13 protein-coding genes are annotated in these 16,371 nt (G+C 69.4%); 8 read left to right on the forward strand and 5 right to left on the reverse strand.

The genetic code is table 11. From position 1 onward, the window contains the following. Window positions 1–264 precede the first annotated feature (264 nt). From ACH4YP_RS16595 to ACH4YP_RS16630, 8 genes are all read left to right on the forward strand, one after another. On the forward strand, window positions 265–1,005 hold the full coding sequence (locus ACH4YP_RS16595) for a hypothetical protein (protein WP_398490967.1): 741 nt from the start codon (window positions 265–267) through the stop codon (window positions 1,003–1,005). 216 nt (window positions 1,006–1,221) lie between these two features. After that, the gene (locus ACH4YP_RS16600; protein ID WP_398490968.1) at window positions 1,222–2,139 is read left to right on the forward strand and encodes a serine hydrolase; all 918 of its coding nucleotides are present in this window, start codon (window positions 1,222–1,224) and stop codon (window positions 2,137–2,139) included. Continuing rightward, window positions 2,136–2,735 carry an AAA family ATPase gene (locus tag ACH4YP_RS16605; RefSeq protein WP_398490969.1) on the forward strand — a complete coding sequence of 200 codons (600 nt, stop codon included), beginning with the start codon at window positions 2,136–2,138 and terminating at the stop codon, window positions 2,733–2,735. Before ACH4YP_RS16600 ends, ACH4YP_RS16605 begins: the two co-directional genes overlap by 4 nt. 282 nt (window positions 2,736–3,017) lie before the next feature. Next, on the forward strand, window positions 3,018–3,872 hold the full coding sequence (locus tag ACH4YP_RS16610) for a calcium-binding protein (protein WP_398490970.1): 855 nt from the start codon (window positions 3,018–3,020) through the stop codon (window positions 3,870–3,872). Between the two features lie 147 nt (window positions 3,873–4,019). After that, entirely contained in the window at window positions 4,020–5,057 is a 1,038-nt protein-coding gene (locus ACH4YP_RS16615; protein ID WP_398490971.1) for an esterase-like activity of phytase family protein, read from the forward strand. 108 nt (window positions 5,058–5,165) lie between these two features. After that, window positions 5,166–8,900: an ABC transporter ATP-binding protein gene (locus ACH4YP_RS16620; protein WP_398490972.1), complete on the forward strand. Its 3,735-nt coding sequence runs from the start codon at window positions 5,166–5,168 to the stop codon at window positions 8,898–8,900. Window positions 8,901–8,990: 90 nt separating this feature from the next. Next, window positions 8,991–9,383, forward strand: a complete 393-nt coding sequence (locus ACH4YP_RS16625; protein WP_398491078.1) for a hypothetical protein — start codon at window positions 8,991–8,993, stop codon at window positions 9,381–9,383. A gap of 193 nt (window positions 9,384–9,576) precedes the next feature. Further along, on the forward strand, window positions 9,577–11,034 hold the full coding sequence (locus tag ACH4YP_RS16630; protein WP_361056991.1) for a S28 family serine protease: 1,458 nt from the start codon (window positions 9,577–9,579) through the stop codon (window positions 11,032–11,034). A 64-nt stretch (window positions 11,035–11,098) separates the two neighbouring features. On the opposite strand, the gene ACH4YP_RS16635 is transcribed toward ACH4YP_RS16630, so the two are convergent. The 5 genes from ACH4YP_RS16635 to ACH4YP_RS16655 all read right to left on the reverse strand — a co-directional run bounded on the left by ACH4YP_RS16635 (window position 11,099) and on the right by ACH4YP_RS16655 (window position 16,255). Further along, window positions 11,099–11,746, reverse strand: coding sequence for a hypothetical protein (locus ACH4YP_RS16635; protein ID WP_398490973.1), 648 nt, complete (start codon window positions 11,744–11,746; stop codon window positions 11,099–11,101). Window positions 11,747–11,898: 152 nt separating this feature from the next. Next, entirely contained in the window at window positions 11,899–13,713 is a 1,815-nt protein-coding gene (locus tag ACH4YP_RS16640; RefSeq protein ID WP_398490974.1) for a glycoside hydrolase family 3 protein, read from the reverse strand. Between the two features lie 450 nt (window positions 13,714–14,163). Then, window positions 14,164–15,135 (reverse strand): hypothetical protein, encoded by a 972-nt coding sequence (locus ACH4YP_RS16645; RefSeq protein ID WP_398490975.1) that lies wholly within the window; start codon window positions 15,133–15,135, stop codon window positions 14,164–14,166. After that, complete coding sequence (locus ACH4YP_RS16650; RefSeq protein ID WP_398490976.1) at window positions 15,129–15,440, reverse strand: DUF397 domain-containing protein; 312 nt, start codon at window positions 15,438–15,440, stop codon at window positions 15,129–15,131. Before ACH4YP_RS16650 ends, ACH4YP_RS16645 begins: the two co-directional genes overlap by 7 nt. Beyond that, window positions 15,437–16,255, reverse strand: coding sequence for a Scr1 family TA system antitoxin-like transcriptional regulator (locus ACH4YP_RS16655; RefSeq protein ID WP_398490977.1), 819 nt, complete (start codon window positions 16,253–16,255; stop codon window positions 15,437–15,439). The genes ACH4YP_RS16650 and ACH4YP_RS16655 overlap by 4 nt, the downstream gene beginning before the upstream one ends. Window positions 16,256–16,371: the final 116 nt, after the last annotated feature.

Here is a 16,371-nt window from a genome sequence, read left to right on the forward strand (position 1 = left end):
GGGCCCCGGCTGTGAGCGGGGGAAGGAAGGTCCCACGGAATCGCATGAACACGTAAAGGGCTGGACGAGTCACGGAGAACGCTGATCACAGAGAACGCCGTCCGGCAACAGCGCCGGACGGTCACAGAGGGCGTTGCCCTGTAACAGTTACCGGCGGTTCGTGGTGGCTGTGCAACAGGAGGGGCTGCCGATGAACCGGCTTGCCGCGTACGACGTTTGACGGGTTGAGATCAACAAGCACTGACGCCGAAAGGGCACCCCGACATGTCTCTCAGCCGCACCCGCTCCCGTACGCTCGCCGCCGTCGGTTTCCTGGCCGCCACGGGGCTGTTCCTCACCGCGTGCGACCCTGACGCCGACGCCGCCGCGGGTGCGTCCTCTTCGGCCGGTGCCTCGGACTCGCCCAGTGCCTCCGCCCCTGCCGCCTCCGGTTCTCCCGCGGCTTCCGGTGGCGCCGACGCCTCGGAGCCGCCGGCCGGCGCGGATGGCACGTTCTCGGGCACGTTGACGTTTCTGGCGCCGGGCAAGTTGCTGGTCGGGGAGCGTGCCTTCTGGGTTGCCGAGGACACGGTGATCCAGGGCGCCGGGATCTGTGGTGACCCCGAGACCCCGGGGGCGGAGAACTGCACCTCCGACCAGCTGGACGACACGGCGAAGGCCGGGAACACCAAGGCCGAGGTGTCGATCAAGAAGGGCATAGCGACCAAGGTCTTCGCCGCGGAGGGCGGTGGCGGCGACGCCTCGGAGCCGCCGGCCGGTGCGGATGGCACGTTCTCCGGCACGCTCACGTTCCTGGCGCCGGGCAAGTTGCTGGTCGGGGAGCGTGCCTTCTGGGTCGCCGTGGACACGGACATCCGGGGCGGCGACATCTGCGGTGACCCCGAGTCCCAGTCGGCGGAGAGCTGCACGCCCGACGAACTGGACGAGGCCGCGAAGGCCGGCAACCTGAACGTGGAGGTGACCATCAAGAAGGGTGTCGCCGAGCGGGTCGCCCAGCAGTCGTAGCCGCGGTTGTCGCGGACTGCCGCACGAGGGGGATCGGGCTCCCCCTCTGCGGGCCGCCGCCAGGGGCGTCCCCGCTCCAACTCCCCTTCCAGGAAGACGCGTACACGAGTTCAGGAACACGCGAACACGTGTACAACCCCCAGCCGCCCCGGTGAGTCGAGAGAGGCGAGTGTGCCGAGGCGCGCTCGTATGCACCCAAGGGGATGGAAGTACTCGATGACTCACCGGATATCCCGGCGTACCCGTGTGTTCTGCGCGGGCCTCGGTGCCGGGGTCCTAGTGCCGCTCACCGTGGCCGTGACACCAGCGATCGCGGCCACGACACCGCGGGCGACCTGCACGTCCGCCCAGCCGGCCCTGGCCACCAAACTGCAGAAGGACATCACCACGGCCCTCGCGAACCGCAGGGGCACCGTGGCCGTCGGCCTCCACGACCGGAGTACCAACACCACCTGCACGCTGAGACCGACGCAGGCCTACGACTCGGCCAGCGTCGTCAAGGTGACCGTCCTCGCCACGCTTCTCTGGGACGCCAAGAAGACCAGCCGCCTTCTCACCCAGCGGGAGTCCGATCTGGCCACCGCCATGATCACCAAGTCGGACAACGCGGCCACGACCAAGCTCTGGAACCAGCTGGGCACGACGAAGGTGAAGGGCTTCCTCACCGCGGCCGGCATGACCTGGACCAAGCCGGGCGCGAACGGCTACTGGGGCCTCACCCGGATCACGGTCCAGGACGAGCAGAAGCTCCTCGCGCTGCTCACCGCCAGGAACCCGGTTCTGAGCGACAACTCCCGGGCCTACGTGCTCAAGCTCATGGGCAAGGTCGTCTCCTCGCAGCGCTGGGGAACCCCGGCGGGAGCCCCCTCCTCCGTCGCCGTCCATGTGAAGAACGGCTGGCTGTCCCGCTCCACGCACGGCTGGCGGGTCCACAGCGTGGGCACCTTCAAGGGCGCGGGCCACGACTACACGATCTCGATCCTGACCCACGGCAACAGCACCATGAACTACGGGGTGACGACGATTCAGGCCGTGGCCAAAGCCATCCACAAGGACCTCGTGCCGACCAGAGCGAAGCGTTACACGCCCACGACCGACCCTCAGGAAGCCTTCCCGGCGGTGCCCACTTCATGATCATCTGGCTCAACGGCACCTTCGGCGTGGGCAAGACCACGACCGCCAGGGAACTCACCACCCTCCTCCCGGACTCCAGGATCCTCGACACCGAGCAGATCGGTTACATGCTCTGGCACGTCCTGGGGAAGCCGGTCCGCGACTTCCAGGAGTTCCCGCCGTGGCGCGGTCTCGTGGTGGAGACCGCGCGTCAGGTGCTCGACCACGTGGGCGGCACGCTGGTCGTCCCGCAGTCCGTGCTGGAGAAGCCGTACTGGCGTGAGATCCGCGCGGGACTGGTCCAAGTCGGCATCCCCTTACGCCACTTCGTCCTCCACGCCGACCACAACACGCTCGTCGAACGCATCCAGAACGACACGGACCCGGAGAGCATCGGCGCCCGCGCGTGGCGCCTGGACCATCTCCACGACTACGACGAGGCACTGCCCTGGCTGCGCGGGGAGGCCGAGTTGATCGACACCACCGGCGTCCCGCCGGCCACGGTCGCGAAACTCGTCAAGACGATGCTCCGGCATCCGGGCGCCTCCACGACGAGGGAGAACGTTCACCCGGGCTTCCGCAAGAGCTCACCCAGGAGTGCTAGTAACCCCCTCTGACCTGCGGAGTTCGGCGAAAAGAAGCGATTTTCGGGGCAACCTCCGCCCCCGGTCCGCTGTCTGAACGGGTGATCGGAAAACAACACCCACCACACCCACCACACCCGCCACAGACCGCACAGACCGTATGGACCGTACCGACCGCATGGACCGCACAGGCCGTGCGGGCCGCACCGGCCGTCCGATCGCCGACAGCCGATCGCGGCGAGGGCCCCGACGACTCGACCGGCGCCCTCGCCGCCGACTCCGTTCAGCACACACTCCACGAAGGGTCTCTTTCGCATGCGCGTTTTACGAGGCATCGCCGCCACCTCCACCCTCGTCCTGGCCCTGGGAGGAGCGGTCCTCGCCGCGCCCGCCGCCCAGGCCGACACGGCGGCCTCCACGACCACCGTCGAGCGCTATGACGGCGCGATCTGGTACCGGGCCGCCGCCGGACAGGTCAACGACCTCCGGATCTCCACCAAGATGATCGATGTCGACCCGAACGAGTTCGGCGGCGACCACCTCGTCACCTTCCGGGACAAGTTCGAGATCACCATCACCACGGACGCGTGCACGTACCCCTCGGCGGCCGACCACACCGTCGTGGAGTGCGTGGAGCCCGAGCCCCTGGGGTCCGACGACTCGGACATCTACGACGTCGACCTCGGTGACCTCGACGACACCGTGACCGTCGGCGACGACGTCTCCACCCAGGGCACCCTCTACGGCGGCGCGGGCGACGACACCCTGCGCGGCAAGGGCGCCAACGTCCTCAAGGGCGGGGACGGCGCCGACCACCTCGAAGGCGTCGACGGCGTCTGGGTCAAGGGCTCCTTGGGCGAGGCCGGCAACGACACCATCCTCACCGGCTGCGAGTACCAGTGCAGCGGCGGTGCCGGGAACGACACCCTCACGGTGACCGGCGAGGACGGCCTCGGTTACACCACCCTGTACGGCGACGACGGCGACGACATCGTGCGCGGCTCCTCCGGCAACGACACCCTCTACGGCGGCAAGGGCAACGACACCCTGTACGGCCTGGGAGGCGACGACACGATCTTCGGCAACACCGGAGACGACGTGATCCACGGCGGCCAGGGCAACGACACGCTCTCCGGCGGCGCGGGCAACAACAAGGTCTACCAGGACTGAGGGCGAAGGCCTGGCCGGAGGGCGCGCGTGCGCCGGCCGCCCGCGCGCCCTCCGGCTCCCCGATGCCGGGGGCTCACCGTCCCCCGTCCCCCTGGAATTTACGGCCAGTACCCTCCCCCTCAACCCACCTCCGCCTACCGTGACGCCATGCGCCTGAGACCACTCCTCGCCACCGTCACGGCCGCCCTGGCGACAGCCGCCTGCCTCACCGCCGCGGCGCCCGCCAACGCCCAGCGCGGCAACGCCCAGCGCGGCAACGCCTGTTCGCCCTCCGTCTCCATCGAGAGCTTCTCCGACGCGCTCGACAAGACGACGTACGAGGGTGCGTTCGTCGGCAACTTCTCGGGGCTCGCCGTGGACCGCGACGGGCGGATCGCCGCGGTCTCCGACCGGTCCGCACTCTTCACGCTGGACCGCGGGACGCTGAGGCCCGCCTCCGTCGTCCCGCTCGCCGACGAGAGCGGTGCCGCGCTCGACTCCGAGGGCCTGGCCGTGGACCTCGACGGCACCCGGCTGGTCGCCTCCGAGACCGAGCCCTCCGTACGCCGCTACGCCCGCGACGGCCGCATCCTCGACCGCCTCCCCGTACCGGAGGCGCTCAGGGTCGCCCCCGCGGGCCGGGCCACGTCGAACCAGACCTTCGAGGGCCTGACCTTCCTGCCCGGCCCCGGCAACCGCACCCTGCTGGCAGGGATGGAGGGCTCCCTCGCGGGAGACACCACCGGCATCGTCCGCTTCCAGACCTGGGAGCGGCAGCGGAGCCACTTCGCCCTCGACGCCCAGTACGGCTACCGCACCGACACCGGCCTGAACGTCTCCGAGACCACGGCCACCCCGGACGGCCGCCTCCTCGTCCTGGAACGCGGCTTCACCGCGGGCGTCGGCAACACGGTCCGCCTCTACCTCGCCGACCCGCGTCGCGCCACGGACACGTCCGGCATCGACGACCTGACCGGCCAGAGTGGCGTACGCCTCGTCCGCAAGACCCTGCTCGCCGACCTCGTGAACTGTCCTTCACTCGGCGCCGAGGCCAAGCAGCCCCAGCCCAACCCGCTCCTCGACAACATCGAGGGCCTCGCCGTCACGGGCGGCGGTCACGGCCGGCTGAACCTGCTCCTGGTCAGCGACGACAACCAGAACGCGGTCCAGATCACCCGCTTCTACTCCCTCAGGGTCCGCCTCTGACACCTGCCCCGGCGTGACCCCGATTGTTGCGGAGGGATGAAATCCCCTCCCGTCCGCGTTGGTGCCTTCCGGACGATCAGGATTCGACCGGACGGATGGAAGGCACTCGTGGCGACACAGCGGGGATGGGCACGACGGCTGGCCGGGTACGCCTGGCGGTACCCGAAGGACGTCGTGCTCGCGCTGGGCGCCTCGCTCGTGGGCATGGCCGTCATGGCACTGGTCCCGCTGGTCACCAAGGTGATCATCGACGACGTGGTCGGCGACCACACCCGGGGCATGGCCCCCTGGGCAGGCATGCTCATCGGCGCCGGAGTCGTCGTCTACGTCCTCACCTACATCCGCCGCTACTACGGCGGCCGTCTCGCGCTCGACGTCCAGCACGACCTGCGCACGGACATGTACGAGACGATCACCCGCCTCGACGGCCGGCGCCAGGACGAGCTGTCCACCGGCCAGGTCGTGGGCCGCGCGACCAGCGACCTCCAGCTCATCCAGGGCCTGCTCTTCATGCTCCCGATGACGGTCGGGAACGTACTGCTCTTCCTGATCTCCCTCGTGATCATGGCCTGGCTGTCGCTGCCGCTCACCCTGGTCGCCCTCGCCGTCGCCCCCGCGCTGTGGGTCATCGCCAAGCGCAGCCGCTCCAAGCTCCACCCCGCCACCTGGTACGCCCAGGCACAGGCCGCCGCCGTGGCCGGTGTCGTGGACGGCGCGGTCAGTGGCGTACGCGTGGTCAAGGGCTTCGGCCAGGAGGACCAGGAAACCGGCAAGCTGCGCGAGATCGGCCGCAAGCTCTTCGCGGGCCGCCTGCGCACGATCCGGCTGAACTCCAGGTACACCCCCGCGCTCCAGGCGGTCCCGGCCCTCGGCCAGGTCGCCATGCTGGCCCTCGGCGGCTGGCTGGCGGTCAAGGGCCAGATCACCCTCGGCACCTTCGTGGCGTTCTCCGCCTACCTCGCCCAGCTCGTCGGACCCGTCCGCATGCTCGCGATGGTCCTCACGGTCGGCCAGCAGGCCCGAGCCGGCGCCGAACGCGTCCTGGAGCTGATCGACACCCGGCCGTCGATCAAGGACGGCACGAAGCCGCTGCCCGCCGACGCCCCCGCAACCGTCGAGTTCGACGACGTGTCCTTCGCCTACGAGGACAGCCGCCCGGTCCTGGACGGTCTCTCGTTCGAGATCCGCGCGGGCGAGACCCTCGCGGTCGTCGGCTCCTCGGGTTCCGGCAAGTCCACGGTCTCCCTCCTGCTGCCCCGCTTCTACGACGTGACCGGGGGCGCGGTCCTCATCGGCGGCCACGACGTGCGCGAGCTGACCCTCGACTCGCTGCGGGCCGCGATCGGCCTCGTCCCCGAGGACTCCTTCCTCTTCTCCGACACCGTCCGCTCCAACATCGCGTACGGCCGCCCCGAGGCCACCCGGGAGGAGATCGAGACCGCCGCCCGGGCCGCCCAGGCGCACGGCTTCATCTCCGCCCTGCCCGACGGCTACGACACCAAGGTCGGCGAGCACGGCCTCACCCTCTCCGGCGGCCAGCGCCAGCGCGTGGCCCTGGCCCGCGCGATCCTCACCGACCCCCGCCTGCTGGTCCTGGACGACGCCACCTCGGCCGTGGACGCCCGCGTGGAGCACGAGATCCACGAGGCCCTCAAGCAGGTCATGGCCGACCGCACCACACTCCTCATCGCCCACCGCCGCTCCACCCTGAACCTCGCCGACCGCATCGCGGTCCTCGACGGGGGCCGCCTCGCCGACATCGGCACACACCGCGAACTGACCGAACGCTCACCGCTCTACCGGCGCCTGCTCACCGACCCGGACGAGCTGGGCGGAGTCTCACCCGGTCACGCCCGGCCGACCTGTCCGCAGGAGGACACGTCCGTACGGGATGAACTGGACGCCGAGTTCGATGCCGAGCGTGGCGTCACCCCACACCTGTGGACGGGTGACCGCGAGCCCAAGGACACCGCCCTCGACGGCTCGCCCGCGACCCCCGAACTCCTCGCCCAGGTCGACGCGTTGCCCCCGGCCACCGACATTCCCGAGATCGACGAGGCACGCGCGGTCACGCCGGAGGAGTCGTACGGCCTGAGGCGTCTGCTGCGCGGCTTCGGGCTCCCTCTCCTCGTGAGTCTCGGCCTGGTCGCCGTGGACGCGGGCATGGGGCTGCTGCTGCCGGTCCTGATCCGGCACGGCATCGACCAGGGCGTCTCCGAGGTCGCCCTCGGCGCCGTCTGGGCCGCGTCCGCGCTCGCCCTGGTGACCGTCGTCGTCCAGTGGGTGGCGCAGACCGGCGAGATCCGCATGACCGGCCGCACCGGCGAACGCGTCCTGTACTCACTGCGTCTGAAGATCTTCTCCCAGCTCCAGCGCCTCGGACTCGACTACTACGAACGGGAGTTGACCGGCCGGATCATGACCCGGATGACGACGGACGTGGACGCGCTGTCCACGTTCCTCCAGACGGGCCTGGTCACCGCGTTCGTCTCGGTCGTCACCTTCTTCGGCATCATGGTCGCCCTGCTGGTGATCGACGTGGGCCTTGCCCTGGTCGTCTTCCTGACCCTGCCGCCGCTGATCATCGGCACGTTCTTCTTCCGCCGCTCCAGCGTGAAGGCGTACGAACTCGCCCGTGAGCGCGTCTCCGTGGTGAACGCGGACCTCCAGGAGTCGGTGTCCGGGCTGCGGATCCTCCAGGCGTTCCGCCGCGAGGGCGCGGGCGGCAAGCGGTTCGCGGAGGGCAGCGACAGCTACCGCCAGGCCCGTATCCGCGGCCAGTGGCTGATCTCCATCTACTTCCCGTTCGTACAACTGCTGTCGTCGGTGGCGGCAGCGGCGGTGCTCATCGTGGGCGCGGGCCGGGTCGACGCGGGCACGCTCACCACGGGTGCGCTGGTGGCGTACCTCCTCTACATCGACCTGTTCTTCGCCCCCGTGCAGCAGCTCTCGCAGGTCTTCGACGGGTACCAGCAGGCGACCGTCTCGCTCGGCCGGATCCAGGAGCTGCTCCAGGAGCCGACGTCGACGAAGGCCGCCGACGAGCCGCTCGAAGTCCTTTCGCTGCGGGGCGAGATCGCCTTCGAGGACGTGGACTTCGCGTACGGCTCCGCCGACGAAGCAGAAGAGGCCCTCAGCGGCGTCCGGTTGAGCATCCCGGCCGGGCAGACCGTCGCCTTCGTCGGCGAGACGGGCGCCGGAAAGTCCACCCTCGTCAAGCTCGTGGCCCGCTTCTACGACCCGACCGGCGGCCGGGTCACGGTCGACGGCACCGATCTGCGCTCCCTCGACATCACGTCCTACCGGCACCGTCTGGGCGTCGTCCCGCAGGAGGCGTACCTCTTCCTGGGCACGGTCCGGGACGCCATCGCGTACGGCCGCCCCGACGCGAGCGACGCCGAGGTGGAGGCGGCGGCCCGCACGGTCGGCGCGCACGACATGATCGCCACGCTGGACGGCGGCTACCTCCACGAGGTCGCCGAGCGCGGACGCAACCTCTCCGCCGGGCAACGGCAGCTGATCGCGCTGGCCCGCGCCGAACTCGTCGACCCGGACGTCCTGCTCCTCGACGAGGCCACCGCCGCCCTCGACCTGGCCACCGAGGCCCAGGTCAACCAGGCCACCGACCGCATCGCGGGCCGCCGCACCACGCTGGTGGTCGCCCACCGCCTGACCACCGCGGCCCGCGCCGACCGTGTCGTGGTCATGGCCGACGGCCGGGTCGCGGAGGACGGCACGCACGACGAACTGCTCGCACGCGGCGGCCGGTACGCGGAGTTGTGGCGGACGTTCGTGGGGGAGCCCGACCAGGACACGGCAGCGACCGTCAGTACGCCGACGTGACCCGGTAGCACTTTCCGCGCAACCATTCGTCGTACGTCATGCGTCCGTACATCAGTACGCCGATTGCTGCGGGCCGTGGAAGGGACACCAGTGGACATGGGCGTGATACGCCGACGTCTGGCGCTCGGCACCGCCCTGGTGGCCGCGTCCGGGCTGCTGGCGCTCGCGGGCCCCGGAGTGGGTGACGCGTCGGCGGCGAGCCCGTGCGCCGGGCGGAAGGTGCGCACGGTGACCTTCTCCACCGGGTACGTGCAGGTCTACAAGAAGCGCGGCTACGTCTGCGCGGTGACCCGTCCCAAGAAGGTGGGCGCCCGCAAGTACATGTTGGTGAGCGTGCGGGCGTGGGGGAACCAGGCGGTCCCCCACAAAGGGATGTTCAAGAAGTACGCGGGCCCGGTGAGGGTGCACGCCGGCAACCGCTGCGTGTGGATCAAGGGCGCCGTCGGCTCGGGCTCGGTGAGCACGGGCTGGATTCTCTGCTGACCGGTCTTCTCCGCCGACCGGACTGTCCGCCGACTGGATTCCCGGTCGACCGGATTCTCCGCCGGGCGGGCTCTCCCGGCCGAGTTACGCGATCTTCGTGCCATCATGTCCGTAATGCGCCCAACATCCCCTGGTGCGACAGCAGTTGCTCCGCTAGGTTCCGGCGGACATCTGCGTATTCAGGGGAGAACGCATGCGCAAAACGCTCAGATGGCTGTTGTCTCTCGTGGTGCTGATAGGCACCGTGAGCACGGCCGGGGCGGCCACCGCCGCCCAGCCGGACGCCACCGGCACGAACGTCGTCAACGACGACGCCGCGGACATCAAGGACCGGCTCCTCGCGATACCGGGCATGAGCCTGATCGAGGAGAAGCCCTACACCGGCTACCGCTTCTTCGTCCTCAACTACACCCAGCCCGTCGACCACCGGAAGCCGTCCAAGGGCACCTTCCAGCAGCGGATCACCGTGCTGCACAAGGACACGGCCCGCCCGACGGTCTTCTTCACCGGCGGCTACAACGTCTCCACGACCCCGCGCCGCAGCGAGCCGGCCCAGATCGTGGACGGCAACCAGATCTCGATGGAGTACCGCTACTTCACTCCGTCCCGGCCCGCGCCGGCCGACTGGACCAAGCTGGACATCTGGCAGGCCGCCAGCGACCAGCACCGCATCTTCAAGGCGCTCAAGCCGGTCTACGACAAGAAGTGGATCTCCACCGGCGGTTCGAAGGGCGGCATGACCGCCACCTACTTCGAGCGCTTCTACCCGCGTGACATGGACGGCGTCGTCGCGTACGTCGCCCCCAACGACGTGGTGAACAAGGAGGACTCGGCGTACGACCGGTTCTTCGCGAAGGTCGGCACCAAGGAGTGCCGCACCCGGCTGAACGCGGTGCAGCGCGAGGCACTCGTCCGCCGTACGTCGCTGGAGAAGAAGTACAAGGAGGTGGCCGCCGCCGAGGGCTACACCTTCAACACCATCGGCAGCCTGGACAAGGCGTACGAGGCGGTCGTCCTCGACTACGTCTGGGGCTTCTGGCAGTACGCCCAGGCGGCCGACTGCAACGAGGACGAGCTGATCCCGCCGAACGCCAAGACCGCGACCGACGACCAGATCTGGAACTCGATCGACACGATCTCCGGCTTCTCGTTCTACACGGACCAGGGCCTGGAGCCGTACACGCCGTACTTCTACCAGGCGGGTACGCAGCTCGGCGCACCGACCATCGTCTTCCCGCACATCGAGAAGAAGTACATCCGCTACGGCTACCTGCCGCCGCGGAACTTCGTGCCGCGCGACATCTCCATGAAGTTCCAGCCCGGCGCGATGCACGACGTCGACGCGTGGGTGAAGCGCAACGCGAACCAGATGCTGTTCGTGTACGGCCAGAACGACCCGTGGGGCGCCGAGCCGTTCCGCGTCGGCAAGGGCGCGCGTGACTCGTACGTCTTCACGGCTCCCGGGATGAACCACGGCGCCAACGTCGCGGGCCTCGTCCCCGACCAGAAGGCCCTCGCCACGGCCCGGATCCTGGAGTGGGCGGGCGTCGCCTCCGCCGCCGTCCAGGCCGACCCGGACAAGGCGAAGCCGCTGGCCAAGTACGACTCGAAGCTCGACAAGCGCAAGGTGGAGCGCCAGCTGAGGCCGTAACCGGCCGACGCGGCAATTCCCTTGCCACGCCCGTCCGGTGGAGTCCTCGGGGAAAATCCCGGGGCTACACCGGGCGGGCGCAGCCCACCGGCTTCGACCCGCCCAGCTGGACGTACAACGCCGTCGAGGCGGGGCAGCCGGTGCGCTTCTCCACCGCCGCGGTCACCTTGAACTCCGGCGCCTTCTCGCCCGTGCTGTCGCACGACGTCTCACGGACCTCGCCCTTGCCCGCGCTGTAGACACAGTCGCCCACGATGGTGCGGGGACCTCCGCCGCCGCCCGGGTCGCCCGGATGCGGGGCCTCAAGGTTGCGCATACAGGCATAGCCCTGCGGGACCGCGCCGTCGCCGTCCTCGTCGGCCGAGGGCTTCTGCTCGCTGATGTGCAGCACGAAGTCCGTGGTGGCGGGGCAGGGCGGCCCCCCGCCCACCTTCCCCTCATGCCGTGCGACGACCCGTGCCGCCGCCTTCTCGCTGGTGCACGGCACCTCGGTGAACGACTCGCGCCCGAACGAACTGCACTCGTCGATCGCCAGGAACACCACTCCGTAGCCCGAGGCCCGCGTCGGAGCCGGAGTCGTCTCGTCCGGCCGACGCTCCTCGGTCCCGGACGACTGCTGGCACCCCGTGAGCGCCAATGCCACCGCCACCAGCATCAGCAGCGCGCACACCAGCCCCGTACGACGTGCTCCCACGCCCCGTACATCGCGCATGGCGTTCCCCCCGGTTCCCCGCCAAGCGTGACCCGTCGCCGCGGGCCCCGCCAGGCGTACGGGGTGCTTTGCGTCAGTTGGGGGCGGTGCGCCGGGTGTGCGGCGTAGGTCCCGTACGTCAGGCCCAGTAGGCCGGGCCCGGTACGTCCGGGCTAGTACCTCAGGCCGTGCCCGACGGGGTACAGCACCTCCGTCGGCTTGTCCGCCTTCTGTACCGGCACCGGCAGTTCGCCCACCGGATCGGCACGCCCCGCGAGCACGCGCACGGCGGCGCGCAGCTCGACGTCCGTCCAGGAGTACGCCGCCAAGTAGGCCTTGACATCGGGCAGTTGCGCCACGTCGTACGGATTGCGGATGGCGAGCGCGACCACCGGACGGCCTGTGGCGAGCAACTGGTTCACGAGCGTCCGCTGACTGGAGGCGGCGGTCACGTTGTACGTCCCCACGAGCACCGCGTCCACGCCCTGGGCCGCCGCGACAGCTTTGGCGATGGTCGCGTCGGTGGGTGCGGTGCCCGTGGAGAGAACAGTCGCCGTGAAACCCAGCTCGGTCAGCGCGGCGCCGAGCACGGTCGTGGGCGGCCCGGTGGTCCCGGACGGCGAGGCGGGATCGGCCCCGACGACAAGGACGCGCCGATGCGTACGACGCGAAAGCGGCAGCAAACCACCGGAGTTGACGAGAAGGGTCGTGGTCCGCTCGGCGATGCGATCAGCGGCCTTGAGGTGCGACGAGATCCCGACGACCCGGTCCACCCCACGCCCCGTGACGTACGGATCCTTGATCAGCCCCAGCTTGGCCTTGAGCCGCAGCACCCGCAGGATCGACTCGTCGAGGCGTGCCTCCGTCAGCTCGCCGGCGCGGACGGCCTGGAGGACCGCGTTCCAGGCGACGTCCAGCTTCGGCGGGTTGAGGAGCTGGTCGACACCGGCCTTCAGGGCGAGCACGGGCACCCGGTCGTCCCCGTACTTGGTCCGAACACCTTCCATGCCCAGCGAGTCCGTCACCACGACCCCGTCGTAGCCGAGCCGTTCGCGCAGGATGCCGGTGAGGATGGGCCGGGAGAGGGTCGCCGGGTCGCCGGACGGATCGAGTGCCGGAACCATGATGTGCGCGGTCATGATCGAGTCGATCCCGGCGGCGACGGCGGCGCGGAACGGCGGCGCGTCGAGCGTGGCCCACTGCGCCTCGGTGTGCTCGATGACGGGGAAGCCGTAATGACTGTCCGTCTCGGTGTCCCCGTGCCCCGGGAAGTGCTTGGACGTGGCGGCGACCCCGGCGCTCTGATACCCCTTCACCTGCGCGGCGACCATCCCCGCCACCGCCTGGGGATCGGCGCCGAAGGACCGTACGCCGATGACGGGGTTGGCCGGATTGACGTTCACGTCGGCGACGGGCGCGTAGTCCTGCCGAATGCCCATCGCACGCAGTTCGGCACCGCCGATCCGCCCCGCCGTACGGGCGTCGGTGCGCGAGCCGCCGGCCCCGAGGGCCATCGCACCGGGGAACAGCGTCGCGGGCTTGCCCACCCGGGCGACGATTCCGTGCTCCTGGTCGGTGGAGATGAGCACGGGCAGCCCACGGGGCTGGGCCAGCGAGGCCTTCTGGATGCCGTTGCTCAGGTCCGCGATCTGGTGCGGGTCACGGGTGTTGTGCGCCCACCCGAAGTAGATGATCCCGCCGACCCGGTACCTCGCGATCAGCTCGGCGGCATCGCGTACGCCGATCTCCTTGAGGTTGGCGTCGATGTCGGCCTGGTCGGGCGCGGTCGCCGAGTGCCCGTACACCCGCATCACGAAGAGCTGCCCGACCTTCTCCTCAAGGGTCATACGGGAGATCAGGGCCCGGAGCCTCTTGTCGTCGTGCCTGGCGGTGTCGTCGTCCTCGGCCAGCGCCGGACCGCCACCGACGGCGACGACCGCCGCCGTGCCCGCGGTCGCCGCGAGCAGCGTACGTCTGGAGGTGTGCACGTGCGCTCCTTCCGGAGAGGGCCCGGAGGGCCCGTGGAGGGGCGAGTATGAAGGAAACTTCCAAGAAGTCACGGATATCCGGAAAATTTCTGCCAGTCAATAGCGCGAACAGCCGACACGGCGGATCCGATGACCGGACCGGGGCCGGGGCGCGACTGGGTGAGGGGCCGCCATCGGCGCTGTTGGAGGGGGGCGCGCCGATGACGGCGTGCTGTCGGCCGCAGGCGGCGGAGAGGGTAAGTCAGCGATCGCAGCCAGCAGCGAGGCCGACACCGCACTGCGGTGACTCATCCGGCAGCATGCGAGTTGGACGCCGGGTGGCGGGGATGGGTTCCCCGAATTCCGCCGATTCCCGGAAATTGGTACGGGCGGGCACGGGAGTGCGCAATGGGGTTGGTGTGGTGCTGTTTTGGGCCGCCCGATTGCAGTCGTTGTGGGTCGATGCCGGTGTCACGCCACGGGGGCAGCGACTCGGCTCTCCCGCGCGCTGAGGTCCCGGTACAGCACGGCGACCACCGAGCACACGGGCGGCAGGATCACCAGCGGCAGCAGGAGCAGGGCAACCGCCGTCGGCGTGATCAGCACCAGCACCCCGGTGATGTACGCGTTGTCGTCGCTCAGCCAGAGCATGGCGAGCCCGAGCGGGTGTGCGACGGGAGTCGCCGCGTATCGCAGCACGACGAAGGCGAGCACGACGGCGGCCATGAGGATCAGACCGATGCCGTACGTCTTCCAGGGCGCCCTCTTCGTCAGCGCCCAGGCGCGTCGAACCGCCGCCTTCGACGAGGAGTTCTCTGTCACCAGCGCGGCCGTGGCCACGCAGTGGCGGAAGTACACCAGCAGGGCGAGCACCGCGATGGTGATCGGCAGGACACCGCCCACGAGCCGGTACTGCCAGGTCGCGGTCTCACCCACCAGCGTCCGCTCGACACCGGGTACTTCCCCCGAGTCCGCGACGACCGAGGTCATGAGCGCCAGGAGTCCCACCGCTCCGACGCGCAGCCAGATCCGCCACTGCACCCAGTAGGCGACCCCGACGTGCGGACGCATGCGCGCCCACAACTCACGCACAGTCAGGGTCTGTTGACCATCCTCCGACGCGTGCTCGAAGGCCACCGTGTACGCGGTCTGCAACACGGCGACCACGGCCGCGGCGAGGGCCAGCAGTAACACCGTGACGCCCGCGCCGACCTGTTGCAGATTCTCCATCGTCCCGTCGATGTACGCCGCGATGGGGTCCTCGTAGGCGACATCCTGGTCCGCGCTCCTCCGCACCTCCTCGAACGTGCCCCACGACAGGAGGAACCCGGCCCCCACGACAGCGCACCCGACGAGGGCGGTGAGCCCGGTGACGAGCAGCGTGAACCGGTAGAGAGGCCGCCAGGTGAAACGGAGGTTACGGAGGGCTTCGCGGATCAGCATGAGCGGTGGGAGGCGGTCCTTACCTTGGCTATGAAGACGTCCCAGGCGGCGGGGGAGACGTGGAGGGAGGGGCGCGCGATGTCCTTGGAGTCACGAATGTGGATGACGGAGGTGGTGGCCACCTCTACGCATTCGCCGCCACCGGAGTCGCTGTAGCTGCTCTTGGCCCAGGCGCCGGCTGCCTCGACGCAGTCACCGCCGCCCGAGTCGCTGTAGCTGCTCTTGCGCCAGGTGAAGGCTGCTTCGACGCATTCGCCGCCGGTGTTGTCGCTGTAACTGCTCTTGAACCAAGTCAAGTTGCTCACAGTTCACCCGCCAACTGCTCGATCAGAATCACGGACTCCTCGGGGTTGAGGGCCTGTGTTCGGATCATCGCATAACGCCGCGCGAGTACTCCCACTTCGTCGGGCTTGGAGACCAAGTGGCTGTTTCCTTGCCCTTCCAAGTACACCAGGGTGACCTCCTCCGGGGTCTCGATGACCGTCATCGGACCGGCCAGGCAGGCATGTCCGGCCCGGCCCATGGGCATCACCTGGAGCGCCAGGTTGGGGCGCGTGGCGCATTCGACGAGGTACTCGTACTGACGCCGCATCACATTCGCGCCGCCGATAAGTCGCCGCAACGCGGCCTCTTCCAGCACCATGCTGATCATCGACACAGGCTTGCGGTCGAACAGAGCCTTGCGCTCCATGCGGGCCGCAACGTGATGCTCGATCTCCTCGGGGTCCACCGGCGGAACAGCGTGGTCGTACAGAGCGCAAGCGTATGCCTCGGTCTGCAGCAACCCGTGGATCAGCTGGACGCAGTACGAGGAGACGGTCAGCGCATCCTGCTCCAACTGGACCATGCCCTGGAAGTGGGCCGGATACCGTTCCAGCCGCAAGTACTTGGCGGCCGCCGCAATCACCCCACCCGCCTCCAGCGCCTTCTCCGCAGCCTCGATGAACTCGTCGGTCGCCGGTTTCGCGCAGGTCTCCACCGCGCTCACCGCGGCCCCCGTATAAGCCATCCGCTCGCCCAACTCGTTCTGCGACAACCCCACCTTCGTACGCAGCATGCGCAGCACCTCCGCGAAGTACTGCGCTGCGGGCGACGACGAGTTCTTCTTGGGCTGCGCCATTGCAACCTTCCCCTCTACGGCACTCAACGCCAATCAACGCCCGCACAGGCACAGTTGCCTGCCGCAGGCGTCGACGCTCGGTCACTGGTGACGGTAGCCATCAGGGCCGACAGTGT

The organism is Streptomyces sp. NPDC020747 (assembly GCF_044334695.1).
In the GTDB taxonomy this organism is placed as follows: Bacteria; Actinomycetota; Actinomycetes; order Streptomycetales; family Streptomycetaceae; genus Streptomyces.